13 protein-coding genes and 1 pseudogene are annotated in these 16,678 nt (G+C 71.9%); 10 read left to right on the top strand and 4 right to left on the bottom strand.

All coding sequences use genetic code 11. The features are described 5' to 3' along the window. Window positions 1-8 precede the first annotated feature (8 nt). On the top strand, window positions 9-479 hold the full coding sequence (locus tag ACFWN2_RS04160; protein WP_382424802.1) for a (2Fe-2S)-binding protein: 471 nt from the start codon (window positions 9-11) through the stop codon (window positions 477-479). A 57-nt stretch (window positions 480-536) separates the two neighbouring features. Here the strand turns inward: ACFWN2_RS04160 and ACFWN2_RS04155 are convergent, their stop codons facing one another. The 4 genes and pseudogenes from ACFWN2_RS04155 to ACFWN2_RS04140 all read right to left on the bottom strand — a co-directional run bounded on the left by ACFWN2_RS04155 (window position 537) and on the right by ACFWN2_RS04140 (window position 4,493). Beyond that, entirely contained in the window at window positions 537-1,232 is a 696-nt protein-coding gene (locus ACFWN2_RS04155) for a cold-shock protein (protein ID WP_382425583.1), read from the bottom strand. A 30-nt stretch (window positions 1,233-1,262) separates the two neighbouring features. Then, window positions 1,263-1,466, bottom strand: a pseudogene (locus tag ACFWN2_RS04150) (cold-shock protein); the annotation flags it as partial. An 80-nt stretch (window positions 1,467-1,546) separates the two neighbouring features. Beyond that, window positions 1,547-2,854 (bottom strand): protein kinase, encoded by a 1,308-nt coding sequence (locus tag ACFWN2_RS04145; RefSeq protein WP_382424801.1) that lies wholly within the window; start codon window positions 2,852-2,854, stop codon window positions 1,547-1,549. An 82-nt stretch (window positions 2,855-2,936) separates the two neighbouring features. Next, on the bottom strand, window positions 2,937-4,493 hold the full coding sequence (locus ACFWN2_RS04140; RefSeq protein WP_382424800.1) for a helix-turn-helix domain-containing protein: 1,557 nt from the start codon (window positions 4,491-4,493) through the stop codon (window positions 2,937-2,939). A gap of 112 nt (window positions 4,494-4,605) precedes the next feature. On the opposite strand from ACFWN2_RS04140, the gene ACFWN2_RS04135 reads away from it, so the two are divergent. The 9 genes from ACFWN2_RS04135 to ACFWN2_RS04095 all read left to right on the top strand — a co-directional run bounded on the left by ACFWN2_RS04135 (window position 4,606) and on the right by ACFWN2_RS04095 (window position 16,677). Then, window positions 4,606-6,447: an SIP domain-containing protein gene (locus ACFWN2_RS04135; protein ID WP_382424799.1), complete on the top strand. Its 1,842-nt coding sequence runs from the start codon at window positions 4,606-4,608 to the stop codon at window positions 6,445-6,447. Window positions 6,448-6,481: 34 nt separating this feature from the next. Further along, window positions 6,482-7,453, top strand: a complete 972-nt coding sequence (locus ACFWN2_RS04130) for an ABC transporter substrate-binding protein (RefSeq protein WP_382424798.1) — start codon at window positions 6,482-6,484, stop codon at window positions 7,451-7,453. Then, complete coding sequence (locus ACFWN2_RS04125) at window positions 7,450-8,493, top strand: FecCD family ABC transporter permease (protein WP_382424797.1); 1,044 nt, start codon at window positions 7,450-7,452, stop codon at window positions 8,491-8,493. Before ACFWN2_RS04130 ends, ACFWN2_RS04125 begins: the two co-directional genes overlap by 4 nt. Continuing rightward, window positions 8,490-9,539, top strand: coding sequence for a FecCD family ABC transporter permease (locus tag ACFWN2_RS04120; RefSeq protein WP_382424796.1), 1,050 nt, complete (start codon window positions 8,490-8,492; stop codon window positions 9,537-9,539). The genes ACFWN2_RS04125 and ACFWN2_RS04120 overlap by 4 nt, the downstream gene beginning before the upstream one ends. Continuing rightward, a complete protein-coding gene (locus ACFWN2_RS04115) occupies window positions 9,536-10,369 on the top strand; it encodes an ABC transporter ATP-binding protein (protein ID WP_382424795.1) in 834 nt (277 codons plus the stop codon). The genes ACFWN2_RS04120 and ACFWN2_RS04115 overlap by 4 nt, the downstream gene beginning before the upstream one ends. A gap of 12 nt (window positions 10,370-10,381) precedes the next feature. Beyond that, window positions 10,382-11,536: an alpha/beta hydrolase-fold protein gene (locus ACFWN2_RS04110; RefSeq protein WP_382424794.1), complete on the top strand. Its 1,155-nt coding sequence runs from the start codon at window positions 10,382-10,384 to the stop codon at window positions 11,534-11,536. Beyond that, on the top strand, window positions 11,533-13,239 hold the full coding sequence (locus tag ACFWN2_RS04105; RefSeq protein ID WP_382424793.1) for an ABC transporter ATP-binding protein: 1,707 nt from the start codon (window positions 11,533-11,535) through the stop codon (window positions 13,237-13,239). The genes ACFWN2_RS04110 and ACFWN2_RS04105 overlap by 4 nt, the downstream gene beginning before the upstream one ends. Next, the gene (locus ACFWN2_RS04100) at window positions 13,236-14,957 is read left to right on the top strand and encodes an ABC transporter ATP-binding protein (protein ID WP_382424792.1); all 1,722 of its coding nucleotides are present in this window, start codon (window positions 13,236-13,238) and stop codon (window positions 14,955-14,957) included. Before ACFWN2_RS04105 ends, ACFWN2_RS04100 begins: the two co-directional genes overlap by 4 nt. A 127-nt stretch (window positions 14,958-15,084) precedes the next feature. Further along, the gene (locus ACFWN2_RS04095) at window positions 15,085-16,677 is read left to right on the top strand and encodes a (2,3-dihydroxybenzoyl)adenylate synthase (RefSeq protein WP_382424791.1); all 1,593 of its coding nucleotides are present in this window, start codon (window positions 15,085-15,087) and stop codon (window positions 16,675-16,677) included. Window position 16,678: the final 1 nt, after the last annotated feature.

Below are 16,678 nucleotides of genomic sequence, written 5' to 3'. Positions count from 1 at the left end.
AGAACTCGTTGCCAGAGCACACCTTCCGCCTCAACGGCGACCAGGTCACCGTCACCGCGGCCGACGACGTGCGGCTGCTGTGGGTCCTGCGCGACCTCCTCGGCGTCACCGGCCCGAAGTACGGCTGCGGCATCAACGTGTGCAAGGCGTGCACCAGCCACGTCAACGGAGAAGCGGTCAGCCCCTGCTCCATCCCCGTCGGTGACCTGCGCCCGGACGACGAGGTGACCACCATCGAGGGCCTTGCCGAACCCGCCGGACCGCACCCGATGCAGCGGGCCTGGCTGGCCCACGACGTCGCCCAGTGCGGCTACTGCCAGCCCGGCCAGATCATGGCCGCGGTCGCACTGGTCCGCCGGGTGGAGGCGGAAGGTCGTGAGATCACCGAGGCGGACCTCGACGGCATCCGCAACATCTGCCGCTGCGGCACCTATCCCAGGATCCGCGAAGCGATCAAAGCGGCCGCTCAGGCGATGTGAAGCCCAAGCGGGTGCAGAGCCACTCGAATGGCCACTGTCGAGGACCGTCCCGAACGGTCAGGCGCGCTCGACGGCGTCGGCCTGCGGGCCCCGGTCGCTCTGCCGGATGCGGAAGCGCACCCGATCGCCGGCCTCCAGGGGCTCGCCCGAGACCACCGAGACGTGCACGAAGAGGTCGGGCCCGCCCGCGTCGGGGGTGATGAAGCCGAAACCGCGGTCGCCGTCGTAGCGGGCCACCGTGCCGTCGCCGGCTCGGGCCGCGGGACGGGCGGCCGAACGGGCCTGGTTGGGGGCCTCCGGCGGCTCGCCAGCGGCCACGAACCGCACGTCCCGCGCCTGACGGCCCTGGTCTGCGGTGACCGTGGTGAACGAGACCCGGTCGCCCTCGACCGGCAGGTACCGGTCGTCTACCAGGGCGCGCACGTGCAGGAAGACGTCGCTTGCCCCGTCGTCGGCGGCCACGAAGCCGAACGACTTCTCCTCGTCGAACCACAGGACGGAGCCGTCGGCGCCGTCGCCGGGTGCTACCAGAGGGGCTCGGCTGACCCCTGCGTCGAAGCTCAGCGGCACGACGTGCTGGGCCTGCGGGCCCTTCTCCCCCGCGGTGACGACGAAGGCCACTCGCTGCTCGGCTGCGAGGACGCCCCCGGTGACGATGGCGGAGGAGTGCACGAACACCTCCGCGCCGCCGCCGTCCGGTGCGGCGAACCCGTAGCCCTTGGCCGGCTCGTACCAGGAGACGGTGGCGAGCACGCCCAGGGTCGCGTTGGGCGCGACGTCCCCGGTGACGGCGACGTGCAGCGCCTGCGGGCCGCGGGGGCCCTCGCCGGGCTCGAACTCCACCGTCTGGCCCTCGCGCAGCGCCTTGGCCGCGCCTTCGCCCTGCACCTGCGAGACGTGCACGAAGATGTCGTCGCTGCCGTCGTCGGGGGCGAGGAAGCCGAAGCCGCGCTCGATGTCGTACCAGCGGACGGTTCCCTGCTGCACGGTGCACTCCTGGTCTGGCGGGTGGGTCAGGGGGCCAGTGTCCCAGGCGCCGCGTGTACGTGCTGATCCCGACCCGCGGTTCAGTTGGCGGTGGAGCAGGTCACGGCCGGGCGAGCGGGTTCAGGGCCGGTGGCGACGAACCCGAACGAGGTGGTTCCCCCGGCGGCGAGCACGGCGTTGTAGCCGGCGTTGGTGACGGTCACCGCGGTCGCGTTCTGGGTCAGGGTGCCGTTCCACAGGTTGCCAATGGTGTGGCCGGCGGCCGGCTGCCACGTGATGGTCCAGCCGGTGAGGCCGGCTGGGCTGGTGTTGCCCACGGTCACCTCGACCTGGTAGCCGCCCGGCCACGAGTTGGTCACCTCGTAACGGGCGACGCAGGCGGTCGTGGCCGTGGTCGTCGTCGTGGTGGGGTTGGTCTGGGCGCTGCTGCTGGGCCGGTCGCCCTGCACGACTATGCCGATCACGACGCCGGCGGCGACCAGGACGGCCGCACCGGCGGCCATCGCGATCACGCGGCGTGGCAGGTGGCGGCGGACCGGCAGCATCCGCGTCCCGCTCTTCGGGGGCGCGGCGGGCAGCGGCAGTCCCTCCGCGACCGCCGCGAGCAGCTTGTGGGCCTCGGCCATCGTCGGGCGTTGTGCCGCGTCACGACGCAGGAGGCGCTGGAGCACCTCCGCGAGCTGGCCACCTGACCGCGGCGGCTCGAACTCTCCGCGGACCGCGCGTTGCAGGAGCGCGTAGGCGTTGTCGTCCACGCCGAACGGCGGGGTGCCCTCCAGTGCCGCGTAGAGGGTCGCGCCGAGGGAGAACACGTCCGAGGCGAACGTCGCCGCCTCGCCCGCCGCCACCTCCGGCGCCAGGAAGGCCGGCGTGCCGACGATCAGGCGGGCGTCGGTCACCGTGCCCTCGCCGACCGCGCGGGCGATGCCGAAGTCAGTGATCTTCGCGATGCCGTCGTCGGCCAGCAGGACGTTGAACGTCGAGACGTCCCGGTGCACGATGCCCTCCGCGTGCGCCGCCGCCAGCGCCGCGGCGACCTGCCTGCCCACGGCCGCGACCACGCCCGGCGGTAGTGCGCCCCGTTCGGCGATCAGCGCCGCGAGGCTGCGGGAGGGCAGGTACTCCAGCACCAGGCAGGGCTTGTCGTCGTGCTCGACGACCTCGTACACGCTGATCGCGTGCGGGTGCCTCAGCCGGCCGGCGACCCGGCCCTCGCGCAGCATCTGCGCCACCGCGTCCGGGGACCGCCGGTCCGTGTTGAGCAGCTTGACGGCGACCACGCGGTCGAGCTGCTCGTCGCGCGCCTGCCAGACCACCCCCATCGATCCTTGCCCGATCGACGACACCAGCCGGTACCGCCCGGCGATGACCTCACCCTCTTCTGGCACATGCCGACGCTACTGGGCAGAGCCGACCATCGGCCACCGTCGACTCGCGCGAGCCGACGGGTTGAGTGAGGTGCGAGCTGGGTCAGCCTCTCTCGCGTTCCTGGAACTCGCGTGGTGAGAGGCCGTGCAGGCCGCTGAAGGCCGTGCTGAACGCGGGCAGGTGGGCGTAGCCGACGCGACGGGCGACGGCGCTGGGCTTGGCGCCTCCGAGAAGCAGGTCGCGGGCTATGCGCATGCGGGCGGCGTAGCGCCATCGCGCGTAGGTCATGCCGGTCTCGTCGCGGAAGGCTCGGTGGACTTCGGCCGGGACGTCGAACGCGGCCGGTTCGCGGGAGATGTCCACGTGGCGCAGGTAGTCCATCGCGGCCGCGCGGGCGGTCGGATTCGTGGGCATCGGCACGGACAGCGCTCGTTGCGCGGCGACCTGTTCGGCGAACAGGTCGAGGATGTGGCCGGGGTCGTAGTCGTCGGGGTGCAGGCCGGAGCGGGCGCTGATGGCGCAGTGCATCAGGTAGTCGTCCCAGCCGGGTGGGAACTGGACCTGCAGCGGTTCTGTCAGTTGGAGGTCTGCCGTGGTCGCGCTGCCCAGGGGTAGTGAGATCGAGTTCTCGCGCAGGCCGGTGACGTGCTTCAGGCCCGCGGGGATCCAGGTGGCCACGCCGCGCTGTCGTTCGTGACGGGTTTCGCCGATGTCCAGGTAGCCGCTGCCGCGGTAGATCCAGCTCAGGACGTGCATGTCGTTGGCGTGCCTGGGGGTGCGGGCGGCGGGGAGCAGGTCGGAGGCGGAGTAACCGTCGCCCCGGACCATGGCCATCAGCTCTTCGGTTTGCCGCGCCAGGGTGGCGCGTGTGGTCAGGTCGACGTGCGCGGAACTGGCGGCGAGCATGCGGCCGAAGTCGTGGGGCGTCGGTCCGTACTGCCGTTTGAACGCGCGGGTGAAGCCGTTGCGACTGGCGAAGCCCACCCGTGCGGCCACCTGGTCGACGTCGAATCCCGCGGCCAGGAACTCGATGGCCGCGATCAGCCGGTTGTGCAGTCGCCACTGCTCGAAGGTGAGCCCGGTGCCGGCCAGGAAGTCGCGGCGCAGGGTCCGCGGGCTGGAGAGCGCCCTGGTCGCCCACTGCTCGACGGTGAGGTCGATCGCGGGGTCGCGGATCAGTTCCTCGGCCACCGCTCTGGCACCGGCTGCCCTCGGCAGCTCCGGCGGGGTGAACGACGCCGAGGGGTTCTCACTCGGTGCGGGTTGGCGGCCGAGGAGATCGGTGATCGCGTCCTGCAGGTACCCGTGCCCGATCAACGGGGTGACCTGCAGGTTGAAGTGCTGGATCAGCCAGTCCTGCCACCCGTCGGGAACCTGGAACCGGGTCGTTTCCGGTGGCCCGTCGGCGCCTGGCTGGAGCCACAGGGGGAACGCGACCGTGCCCGGCTCGGTGTTGATCGCGCGGTGGTTCCACCCGTCCGCGGGGATCCACGCGCCCTGCCCGGCGGTGAGGTGGAACACCGCGTCGCCGTCGAAGCGCACGTGGGCCGTGCCGGTCCGGACCCAGATGAGCAACGGGCGGCGGGGATGCCCTGTCGAGTCCGATCGTGCCGCCGGAATCGGCGGGGCCTCGCTCACGTCGACGGGGAACAGCGCCACGCCCATAAACGATACGGCAGTCTGCGCACACTGTTTAAGGTAAGGATTACCTAATCTACCGGGGCGCTGCTCCGGCGCGCGACCGACCCCCAACGACCAGGAAGGCTGCTTCATGCCCAAGACCTCACGCCGGCTCACCGTGCACCCAGTGACCCTGCGCGAGGTCGAGGTGCTGCGGGTGATCGACCTGACGCCGGGGATGCGGCGAGTCACGCTGGGAGGAGCGCAGCTCCGCGCGTTCACCTCGGCCAACGGGTTCGCACAGCCCGCCTTCGAGTCGCACGGGTTCGACGACGACATCCGGCTGGTGTTCCGCTCCCCCGGCCACGCCGAGCCGGTGCTGCCGGTGCAGCAGGAGAAGGGCGTGCACCTGCCGCGCAACCCACGGCCCCTGTCGCGGGCCTACACGGTCCGCCGCTGGGACGCCGAGACCGGTGAGCTGGACGTGGACTTCGTCAAGCACGGCATCGGCGTGGGCACGACGTGGGCCTACCGCGCGCAACCGGGCGATCGCGTCCACTTCTACGGCCCGGGCTCCTCGCGGGCGCTGCCGGACGACGCGGACTGGCTCCTGGCCGTCGGGGACGACACCGCCGTTCCCGCGATCGCCCGGCTGCTGGACGAATTGCCCGAGGGCACGCGGGCACGGGTCTTCGTCGAGGTCGCCGAGGACTCGCACCGGATGGAACTGCGCGACCTGCCGCACGTCGAGGTGACCTGGCTGGTGCGCGACGGTGCCGAGGGCACGCGTCTCGTGGACGCGGTCAAGAACGGCGGCTGGCACCGAGGGCGGCCGTTCGCCTGGCTCGCCGGGGAGCACACGACCGTGCGGGACCTGCGACGGCACCTGGTCGAGGACCGGGGCGTGCCGAAGGAGGACGTCGACTTCGCCGGGTACTGGCGACGCGGCGAGGTCGTCGCGCTGGAGAGCGACGCGGCGGTGCCCGACGCCGAGAAGACGAAGACCCCGTTCGAACGGCTCCACGAGCTGACCGAGCTGATGGCGCCGACCGCGATCCGCACCGCCGTCGAACTGGGCGTCCCCGACCTGATCTCGCGTGGCGTCACCGGCGTCGCGGACCTGGCGATCAAGGCGGACGCCGACGAACGGGCGCTCGGCAAGCTCCTGCGGTACCTGCACTCCCTGGACGTGCTGACCGAGACCGAGCCGGGCCACTACGGACTCGCGCCGGTGGGCGAGGTGCTGACCAACGACTTCGTGGTCGACGCCCTGCACCCGGCGGGGGTGACCGGCCGCGAGATGCTCGGCGTGCACGGGCTCACCGAGTCGATCCGCACCGGACGGGCGTCGTACGCCTCGGTCACCGGCCGGACCTACGCCGAGGTGCGCACCGAGCAGGACTACGAGGACCGCTACCTGGAGCGCCTGGCGAGGTTCCAGCCCGCGCTGGCCGCGCCCATCGCCGCGTCGGACGTCCTCACCGGCGTCGAGCACCTGGTGCTGCACTCCGGCGGGGCCGGTGCCCAGGCCCGCGAGTTCGTCGCCGCCCACCCCTGCCTGCGCGTGACGATCTGCGCGTTGCCCGCCCAGGCGGACTGGCTGCGCCGCGACCTGCCCGCCACCATTCCCGACGAAGCCGAACGCGCGCGGGTGACCGTGGTCGAGCAGTCCGTCTTCGAGCCCAGCCCGCCCGCGGACGCCGTGTTCGTCATCCGCGCCTTCAAGGCCCTCGCCGACGCCGATGCCGCCCACGCCCTTCGCCGAGCAGCGGAGAACCTCCCTCCCGGTGGCCGGGTGCTGCTGGTCGAGGAGACGTTCGACGGCCACGACGGCGGAGCCGACCTGCTCGCCCTCACCGTGCACGGCTCCGGCCTGCGCACCCCTGACGAACTCGACGCCGTCATCGCCCGAGCCGGACTCGTCCGCCGCGCGACGCACACCGTCGGCTGGGGCACCACCATCCACGACCTCGTACCGGCCGACACCCACTGACCCCTTGCACGGCAAGAAGAGAAAGAGCAACTCCATGACCATGACACCCCTGAGACGACTGGCGGCCCTGCTGAGTGCGGCGCTCGTCCTGTCCGCCTGCGGCAGCGGTGGCGACAACACCGCCACCGCGCCCGCGCAGACGCGCACCGTCAAGGCGGGCAACGGAAGTGTCGAGGTTCCCGCCGACCCGAAGCGGGTCGTCACGATCGGGAACACGACCCTGCCGTTCATCGACATGGGCGGCAGTCCGGTGGGAGTCACCGAGGTGACCGCCTCCGAACTCGGCCTCATCCCAGAAGACCAGAAGGCCAAGTTCACGGCGGCCACGAACGTCGGCGCCAGCGGTGACCAGGTCGACATGGAGAAGCTCGCCGCGCTGAAGCCGGACCTCATCCTGGCCCAGCTCCCCGACAGCGAGTTCCAGCAGATCGAGAAGCAGCTGAAGTCGATCGCCCCGACGCTCTACTGGGGGCTCGACACCGAGTGGAAGGCCCTCGCCGGCTCGATCGCGGAGGCCGGCAACGTCACGGCCGCGCTCGGCGCGCAGCAGGAGGAGTTCAAGAAGAAGATCGCCAAGATCCAGGAGACGTACCGCGAGGTCATCGGCGGCACCTCGTTCGTCAACGTCGACCGCTGGGAGAGCTCCGATCCCGGGACGTTCTCCGTCGCGGACTTCGGGTGCGTCGAGATCGCCCAGGACGACATCGGCATGAAGTTCCCCAAGGCGGCCGAGGGCCAGGACCCGCTGGGCTGGACGTCCCTGCCGTTCGAGCAGATCGCGGAACTGGCCAAGTACGACGTGATCACCTACCCCGTCGACGCCGACGGCAAGGCGAAGCCTGCGTTCGCGCCCGTGGTCGAGACCAACACCTGGAAGGCGTTGCCCGCCGTGAGCTCGGGCCGCGCGCTCGGACTCTTCTGCCCCGGCAACAACTCCTACCAGCCCGTCCTGCGGTACCTGGACTCGCTCGACCGGGCGCTGGCCACGCTGCCCGCCAAGAAGTGACCACTCTCGCCCCGCCCCGCAGCCCTGGCACCGCAACGGTGCCAGGGCTGCGGCGACGTCGCCTGGCCGGTCTGGTCGTCGCGCTCGTGGCGCTGCTGGCCGTGGTGGTGGCGAGCATGACGATCGGGTCGACGGCGATCGCGCCATCGGTGGTGTGGGACGCCCTGTTCCACCCCTCCGCCGACATCGACCAGTTCGCGATCCGCGACTACCGGCTGCCGCGCACCGTCGTCGGGCTGGTCGTGGGCGTCGCTCTCGGGGTGGCGGGGGCGTTGATCCAGGCGCTCACCCGCAACCCCCTGGCCGATCCGGACGTCCTCGGCCTGCACGCGGGCGCGTCGTTCGCGGTGACGATCGCCGTGGGCGTGCTCGGCATCCGCGACATCAGCGGCTACCTGTGGTTCGCCGTCGCGGGGTCGTTGATCGTCACGCTCGTGGTGCTCGCCTTCGGGGCGACGCGGATGGGCTCCTCGCCGGTGGTGATGGTGCTCGCCGGGGTCTCCGTCGGCGCGGTGCTGCGGGGTGTCGGCGAGGCGCTGCAACTGACGGACCCGGTCGCCTTCGACGCGATGCGGTCCTGGAACGCCGGGTCGATCGGGGGCCGGCCGCTCGATCTGGTGTGGACGGTCCTGCCGGTCCTCGCGGTGGCGCTCGTCCTGGCCTTCGCGGTGACAGGTCCGCTCAACGCCCTCGCCCTGGGCGACGAACTGGCTGTCGCCCAAGGAGTCCGGCTGACCCGCACCCGCGTCCTCTCGATCCTCGCGCTCAGCCTGCTCACCGGCTGCGCGACCGCGATCGCCGGACCCATCAGCTTCGTCGGTTTGATGGTGGCGCACGTGGCTCGCTGGATCGTCGGCCCGCACCAGCGCTGGATCTTCACCTACAGCGTCCTGCTGGCCCCGATCCTGCTGCTGGCCTCCGACGTCGTCGGCCGAGTCGTGCTGCGGCCCGGCGAGATCCCCGTAGGCGTCGTCACCGCGTTCGTCGGCGCTCCCGTGCTGATCGCGCTGGTGCTGCGCAGGAAGGCGAGCGGACTGTGACCGGCCGGGTGGACTTCGGGCGGCGGGTGCTGGTGGTGCGGCACCGGCGGATCGCGGTGCGGCTGGAGTGGCGTTCGGTCGTCGTCTGCGCGGTGCTCGCGCTGGCGGTCGCCTGCATGGCGGTGCTCGCGCTCACGACCGGCTCGTACCAGCTGAGTCCGGGGCAGGTGCTCTCCGCGCTGACCGGCGGCGAGACCGGGCTCGTCCACGACATCGTGGTCGAGTGGCGGCTGCCCAGGGTCACGGCGGCGTTGGTGTTCGGCGCCGCGCTCGGCGTGTCCGGTGCGATCTTCCAGTCGATGCTGCGCAACCCGCTCGCCGACCCCGGCATCATCGGGTTCACCCAGGGCTCCTACACCGGTGCGCTGGTCGTGATCCTGGCCGTCAACGGCACCTACTGGCAGTTGGTCGGCGGGGCGTTGGCGGGCGGCATGGCCACCGCCCTCGCCGTGTACGTGCTGGCGTTCCGCCGTGGGGTGCAAGGGTTTCGGCTGATCATCGTCGGCATCGGCATCTCGGCGATGCTGGGGTCGTTGAACACCTGGTTGATCCTCAAGGCGGACCTGGAGGTCGCGATGGCGGCGGCCGCCTGGGGTGCCGGCTCCCTCAACGGCGTGACCTGGAACCAGGTCCTCGGCGGCGGCGTCTGCGTCGCCGTGCTCCTGCTGCTGGTCGGGGTGTTGAACCGGCCGATGCGGCAGATGGACCTGGGCGATGACGCCGCTGCCTCCCAAGGGGTGCGGGTCCAGCCGGCCCGTCTCGGCCTGATCGTGGTGGGGGTCGCGCTGACCGCGACGGTCACCGCCGCCTCAGGACCGATCGCGTTCATCGCCCTGGTCGCCCCGCAGATCGCGCGCAGGCTCGCCCGCACCGCCGGGATCACCCTCGGGCCCGCCGCGTTCGCCGGGGCGCTGCTGTGCCTGGCCGCGGACTACCTCGCCCAGCACATCGCCCCCACCCCGCTGCCGGTCGGGATCGTCACCGTCGTGCTCGGCGGCGGCTACCTCGGCTGGCTGTTGCTCACCGAAGCCAGGAGACGCCCATGACCACGCACACCACCGGTCTCGTGGCGGCGACCGGCCACCCGCGCCTGCACGTCGAGTCGGCGACGATCGGCTACGACAGGCGCGTCATCTGCCAGGACCTGTCGGTGGCCATCCCAGACCGCTCGTTCACGGTCGTCGTGGGTCCGAACGCGTGCGGCAAGTCCACCCTGCTGCGCGGGCTGTCGCGGCTGCTCAAGCCCAGCGCCGGGCAGGTGGTCCTGGACGGGGCGGACATCAGCTCGTTCAAGAGCAAGGAGGTGGCGCGGCGGGTCGGGCTGCTGCCGCAGGCCTCGGCCGCTCCTGACGGGATGACCGTGGCCGACCTGGTGGCCAGGGGCCGGTACCCGCACCAGGGCTTCCTGCGGCAGTGGACCGAGGCCGACGAGCAGGCCGTGCTGCGGGCGATGCACCAGACCGCAGTCGCCGACCTGTCCGGCCGCCTGGTGGACGAGCTGTCCGGCGGGCAGCGGCAACGCGTGTGGGTGGCCATGGCGCTCGCCCAGCACACCGACGTCCTGCTGCTCGACGAACCGACCACGTTCCTCGACATCGCCCACCAGATCGAGCTGATGGAACTGTTCACCGATCTGCACGAGGCAGGCCACACGCTGGTCGCCGTCCTGCACGACCTCAACCACGCCGCCCGCTACGGCACCCACCTGATCGCGATGAAGGACGGCCGGGTCGTCGCCGAGGGCACCCCCGAGGAGGTCGTCACCGCCGAACTGGTCGAGGAGGTGTTCGGCCTGCGCTGCCTGGTCGTGCCCGATCCGGTGGCCGGTACCCCGCAGGTCGTGCCGCTCGGCCGCGACCGAACCCGACTCACCTGAAGAGAGCACGACATGGTCAATCCGTTCGTCGAGAAGCTGTCGACCGGGGAGTGGAGTCCGGAGAGGTTCCGGCGGCATCTCGTGGAGACGGGTGGTCCGCTGGTCGAACGGGTCGGGGCGGACGAGGTGGAGGTGACGTTCGTCGACGAGCCCGGCGACGCGACGGTCACCCTCTCGGTCGTCATCGGCCCCGTCATCGGCTTCAACGAGATCGGCGAGGAGTTCGCTGCGGTGCCGGGGACGCCGTTCCGGGTGCTCACCCTGCGGATGCGGTCCGATCTGCGCTTCTCGTACGTGTTCACCCGCGGTGGTGAGCGGATTCCGGACCCGTTCAACCCTCCACCGAGGTTCGCCGGGTGCGCGGTCGAGAGGTTCTCCGGGGCCTCGGTGGCGGTGCTGCCCGACGCGGTGCCGTTGCCGTGGCTCGATCAGGCCGAAGCGCGACCGGCGCCGGCCGTGGAGTCCACGGTGTTCGCGAGTGAGCTTCTGGGCAACGAGCGCCGCGTCTGGGTTTCGATGCCTCCTGGGGAGATCTCCGAACCGCTGCCGTTCGTGATCCACTTGGACGGAACGCCGGACCACAGCGCGCCGAGCGTTCGTGACGCCCTCGTCGAGGCGGGGTTGATCCAGCCCTGCGCGGTGGTTCTCGTCGATTCACTCGGGCAACAGCGCTACCGGGAACTGCTCTGCGATCCGGAGTTCTCGCGGATGCTGGCCGACGAACTGGTGCCGTGGCTGCGCGAACGGTATGCGCTCTCGCACGACCCCGCCGACGTGGCGCTGGCCGGCGAGAGCTTCGGCGGCCTGTGTGCCGGGTGGACGGTGCTCCACCACCCGGAGACGTTCGGCAACGCCGTCCTCCAGTCCCCTTCGTGCGGGTACCACCCCGACATCAGGTGGGGCACCGGCGAACTGCTGCGCCGCGTCCCCGTGCCGTTGCTGATCTCCGACTTCCTGAGCGCGGACCCGGCACCGATCCGCGTCTTCCACGACGCCGGCGAGTTGGAGAGTTCGAACACCCACAGCCGGTGGCTGGACCAGGTGCTCACGTCGAAGGGCTACGACACCGTCTACCGGGAGTTCGCCGGCGGGCACGACTACGCGTGGTGGCGAGGGCTCTTCGCCGATGCCCTGCGCTGGTGCTTCCCTCCCGAGACGCGCCCGTGAACCGTGCCGACCCCGCGGGCCTGGGCCGGGGGCCGCTGACCCGGTGGATGCCGGTGTTCGGCCAGGCCCGCGGCGCGCCTCCGGATCTCCCGCCGTTCGAGGCACGGCCGGACGAGCGTCCAGGCCGGTTCGTGGCGCGGGTGATCTTCTCGCTGCCCCGGATCACGATCCCGTCGATGCTGCTGGCGATCACGTGGCAGGTCGGTGAGTCGGCCGTGCCCGTGGTGATGGGGCTCGCGATCGACCGGGCGCTGGCGACCGGCGACGGCCGTCAGCTGGTGCTGTGGATCGCCGTGCTGGCGGCTCTGTACGTCGCGCTGACGACGGCGGCCAGACTCACCAACCGGCTCAACGCCTACGCGATCCAGCTGTTGCAGCACCGGCTGCGGGCCGCGTTGTCGGCGAGGGTGCTGCACCCCGACGGTGCGGCTGCGCGGGCGCCGGGCGGCGACGTGGTGTCGGCGATGACCAGCGACGTCGCCCGGCTGGCCAACGCCGGGTTGCTCGTGGTGCTGCCGATCGCGCGGATCACCGCGATCGGGTTCATCGCGGTCTCGTTGCTGCTGGCGCACTGGCCGCTCGGGGTCGCGGTGCTGCTCGGCGCGCCGGTGGCGGTCTGGTCGATGGGTCGCCTGAGCGAACGGCTCTCCCACGACACCCGTGCCTACCAGGACCTCCTCGCCGACACCGTCGGGCGGGCCACCGATCTGGTCGCCGGTTACCGGGTGATCAAGGGTGTGCGCGCGGAGGCCGAGGCGACCCGGCGCTACCGGCGGGACAGCCAGGCGGCACTCGCAGGCGCCCAGCGCAACGCAGGCCTGCTCGGGAGGTTCCTCGTGGGCTCGGGCGCGGTGAACGGCGTGTTCGTGGCCGCCGTGACGGGGCTGGCGGGCTGGTTCGCCGTGGACGGGCGGCTGAGCGTCGGCGGGTTCATCGCCGCGGTCGGCCTCACCCAGGCGCTGCTGCCGCAGATGCGGTGGATCGCGAGCGCCTCCATCCCGAACCTCGCCGGTGCCCGCGCCTCGTCCCGACGCATTCTCGACGTGCTGCGCGGCGCGGGTGCGGCTTTGCCTGACACCACACCGCTGCCGGGCGTGGCGCCGTTGCCCGTGCTGGAGGTGTCCGTGCTCGGCGGGACGGTCCGGGTGAAGCCCGGCGAGTTCGTCGGGGTGCGTGCCGACGACCGGACCGCCGCCCGGATCGCCGACGCGCTGATGAACCCCTACCTGCCACGCGTCGAAGTGCGTCTGGACGGACGGCCGGCGCGGGAGTTGACCGCGGTCGAGTACCGCTCTCAGGTCACCGTCGCGCCCCACCAGGTCACGTTGTTCACCGGGACCATCCGCGACAACCTGTCCGCCGGCGCGCCCTGGCTGCTGGACGCGGCGCTGCGGGCGGCGGCGTGTACGGACTTCGCGACCGATCTCGACAGCCCGATCGGCGAGAACGGCAACCGGCTCTCCGGCGGGCAGCGGCAACGGGTCGCGCTCGCCAGGGCGTTGGCGAGCGACGCGCCCGTGCTGGTCCTGCACGATCCGACCACGGCGGTCGACCCGGTGACCGAGCAGGCCGTCGCCGAGCGGATGCCCGGCATCCGCGCGGGCCGTTCGACGCTGCTGATCACTTCCTCCCCCGCGCTGCTGGGCGGCTGCGACCGTGTCGTGGACTTGAGCTCGCAGTCAGGAAGGGCGGTCGCGACGTGATCGACGACGCGCTGCCCGTCGCGAACGGCCGGGAGACCACCCGGGAGGTGTGGCGGCTCAGCCGTGGTCACCGGCGGCGGCTCGCGGCCGTCGCGGCGCTGGGAATCGTCAGCACGGCCGCCGACCTCATCGGGCCCGTGGTGATCGGGCTCCTCGTCGACCGCGTCCGGGCGGGCACCGCCGACCGCGGCACCGTGCTGACCGTCGCCGCGGTCCTGGCGATCTCGGCAGTCCTCGGCACCGCCGGCACCGCGGCGACCATCGTGTTCGCCACGCGGACCTACCACACGATCCTCGCCGGGCTGCGCGAGCAACTCGTCGCCCGCGCACTGACGCTGCCGCAGCACCGCGTGGAGCGAGCGGGCACCGGGGACCTGATCTCGCGGTCCAGCGACGACGTCACTGCCGTCGCCGATGCGGCCCCTGCGTTGATCGGCGTGCTGACCACCACGGCGTTCACCATCGTCGTGTCGCTGGGCGGACTCGCTGCGCTGGAATGGCCCTACGCCGCGGCATTCGCCGTCGTGCTGCCCGTCTACGCACTCGCACTGCGGTGGTACCTGCGCACCGGGCCCGAGGTCTACCGCGAGGAGCGGGCGATGATGAGCGCCCGCACGCAGCGGATCGTCGAGTCCCAGCGCGGCTTTGCCACCGTGCTCGGCTTCGGGCTCGGCGAACAACGCCATCGTGCCGTGCTGACCGCTTCCTGGGCCGTCGCCGCGCAGGCTCTGCGGGCCCGCACCGTGCAGAGCATGCTCAACGCCCGCCTGAACCTCGGCGAGTGGCTGAGCCTGACCGCCGTGCTGGTGGTCGGCTTCGTCCTGATCGACCGCGGAGTCTCAACCGTCGGTGGCGCGACCACGGCCATGCTGCTGGTGCTGCGCCTGCTGGACCCGGTGAACCAGCTGCTGTTCGTCGTCGACACCCTCCAGTCCGCGCTCGCGTCGCTGAACCGCATGATCGGCGTCACCACCGTCGCCACGGCGGACGAGCCGCCGGCACCACCGGACACCGCCGTCCGGCTCCGCGACGTCGCGTTCGGCTACGGAACCGGCCCCCGCGTGCTCAACGACATCACCCTCGACATCCCCGCCGGCGAGCACCTCGCCGTCGTCGGCGCGTCCGGGGCGGGCAAGACCACGCTGGCCGCCGTGATCGCCGGTATCCACCCGCCCGACACAGGGACCGTCACCCGGCCGGCGAGCACCGCGGTGATCACCCAGGAGGTCCACGTGTTCGCCGGAACCCTGCGCGACAACCTCACCCTCGCCGCTCCTGGCGCCACCGACAGCCAGTTGCGCGCGGCGCTGCAGGCCACCGGCGCGACGGACCTGCTCGACCTGCTGCCGGACGACCTCGGCACGGTGGTCGGCACCGGCGGTCATCCGCTCACCGACGCCCAGGCGCAACAGCTCGCACTCGCCCGCCTGCTGCTCGCAGACCCGCGGCTGGCGATCCTCGACGAGGCGACCGCCGAAGCCGGGTCGGCGCAGTCGGGCCTGCTCGACCGTGCGGCCGACGCGGCTCTCGCCGGCCGCACCGGGCTGGTGATCGCCCACCGGCTCTCCCAGGCCGCCGCGTGCGACCGGATCGTGGTCCTGGAGCACGGCCGCGTCACCGAGAGCGGAACGCACTCCGATCTGATCGCCGCCGGTGGCGTCTACGCCCGGTTGTGGTCGGCGTGGCAGGACGGGCGGCAACCTGACCGGACACCATGACGACGTTCACATCCAGGCGTCCGGCGGTTGACTTGCGACCGAGTCGCGGTAAGGCTCTCCTTACTTAAGTCAGACAAATCCCTCGTGCAGTGCACAGCGGGAGCGGACTTTCCTGGGGAGACCTGGCATGAACGGCTGGCCCGCGGACTTCGCCGCCCGTTACCGCGCGTCCGGGCACTGGCGCGGGCAGACGTTCGGCGCGTTGCTGACCTCTCTCGCCACCGCCTACGGCAGCCGGATCGCGGTCGTCGGAGAGGGACGGCGGTGGACCTACGCCGAACTGGACGAGCGGGCGCACCGGATCGCCGCCGGGGTGCTGGACAGCGGGATCGAGGCCGGCGACCGGGTGGTCGTGCAGTTGCCCAACGTGCCGGAGTTCCTGTCCGTCGTGTTCGGACTGTGGCGGGCCGGGGTGGTGCCGGTGTTCGCGTTGCCTGCGCACCGGGAGAGCGAACTGCAGCACTTCGTCGAGCACTGCGAGGCCGTCGCGATCATCACCGTCGCCGAGCACGAACGGCACGACCACGCGGCCATGGCCCGCGCGATTCCCGGTGTGCGCCAGGTGTTCGCGGTCGGGGAGCCCGGGTTCGCGGCGCTGGAGGCGGCCACCCCGCGCGCGTTGCCGGACCCCGACCCGTCCGGGATGGCGTTCCTCCAGCTGTCCGGCGGGAGCACCGGGTTGCCGAAGCTGATCCCGCGCACCCACGACGACTACCTCTACAGCGTGCGGGAGAGTGCGCGCATCTGCGGGCTGCGCGGGGACAGCGTCTACCTGGCGGCGTTGCCGGTGGCGCACAACTTCCCGCTCAGCTCGCCCGGTGTGCTCGGGGCGTTGCACGCGGGTGCCAAGGTCGTTCTGGCACCGCGGCCGGACGCGGCGACGGTGTTCCCGTTGATCGAGCGGGAAGCTGTCACGATCACCGGGGTGGTGCCGCCGCTCGCGGCGGCCTGGGTCCAGGCGAGCGGGCGACACGATCTGTCCACTTTGGAGGTTCTGCTGGTCGGCGGGGCCAAGTGCGGCAGGGAGCTCGCCGAACGGATCGGGCCCGCGCTGGGGTGCCGGCTGCAACAGGTCTTCGGCATGGCGGAGGGGCTCGTCTGCTACACGCGGCTGGACGACCCCGACGAGCTCGTGCTGAGCACGCAGGGCAGGCCGATCTCGTCCGACGACGAGATCCGGATCGTCGACCCGGACGATCCGGCCGCCACGTCCGCCGACGTGGTGCCACCGGGCGAGGTCGGCGCGCTGCTCACCCGCGGGCCCTACACGATCCGCGGCTACTACCGCGCCGACGAGCACAACCGGATCGCGTTCACCGACGACGGCTTCTACCGCACCGGCGACCTGGTGCGGCGGACTGCCACCGGGCACCTGGAGGTCGTCGGGCGGGTCAAGGAGCAGATCAACCGGGGCGGCGAGAAGATCGCCGCCGAGGAGGTGGAGAACCACCTCATGGCGCACCCGGCCGTGCTCGACGCGGCGGTGGTCGCGGTGCCGGACCGCTTCCTCGGCGAACGCACGTGCGCCTACGTCGTGCCGACGGACGGGGAGAAGCCCACCGCGGCCGAGCTCCGGCGGTTCGTCCGGGAGCGCGGCGTCGCGGCGTTCAAGGTGCCCGACCTCGTCCAGGTCGTGCCCGAGTTCCCCGTGACGGGCGTCGGCAAGACGAGCAAACGCGCGCTGCGGACGGCACTGACCGCTCTGGCCGGGGAGAGATGAT

The sequence above is a fragment of the Lentzea sp. NPDC058436 genome, from assembly GCF_042721515.1.
In the GTDB taxonomy this organism is placed as follows: Bacteria; Actinomycetota; Actinomycetes; order Mycobacteriales; family Pseudonocardiaceae; genus Lentzea.
The sequence above is the reverse complement of the archived record's forward strand: the minus strand, read 5'-3'. Positions and strand labels throughout refer to the sequence as shown.

Bases quoted from the DNA above. Each gene is read 5' to 3' on its own strand.
- ACFWN2_RS04115 (WP_382424795.1), top strand. From the start codon at position 9,536: ATGACCACGCACACCACCGGTCTCGTGGCGGCGACCGGCCACCCGCGC.
- ACFWN2_RS04095 (WP_382424791.1), top strand. From the start codon at position 15,085: ATGAACGGCTGGCCCGCGGACTTCGCCGCCCGTTACCGCGCGTCCGGG.
- ACFWN2_RS04130 (WP_382424798.1), top strand. From the start codon at position 6,482: ATGACCATGACACCCCTGAGACGACTGGCGGCCCTGCTGAGTGCGGCG.
- ACFWN2_RS04110 (WP_382424794.1), top strand. From the start codon at position 10,382: ATGGTCAATCCGTTCGTCGAGAAGCTGTCGACCGGGGAGTGGAGTCCG.
- ACFWN2_RS04135 (WP_382424799.1), top strand. From the start codon at position 4,606: ATGCCCAAGACCTCACGCCGGCTCACCGTGCACCCAGTGACCCTGCGC.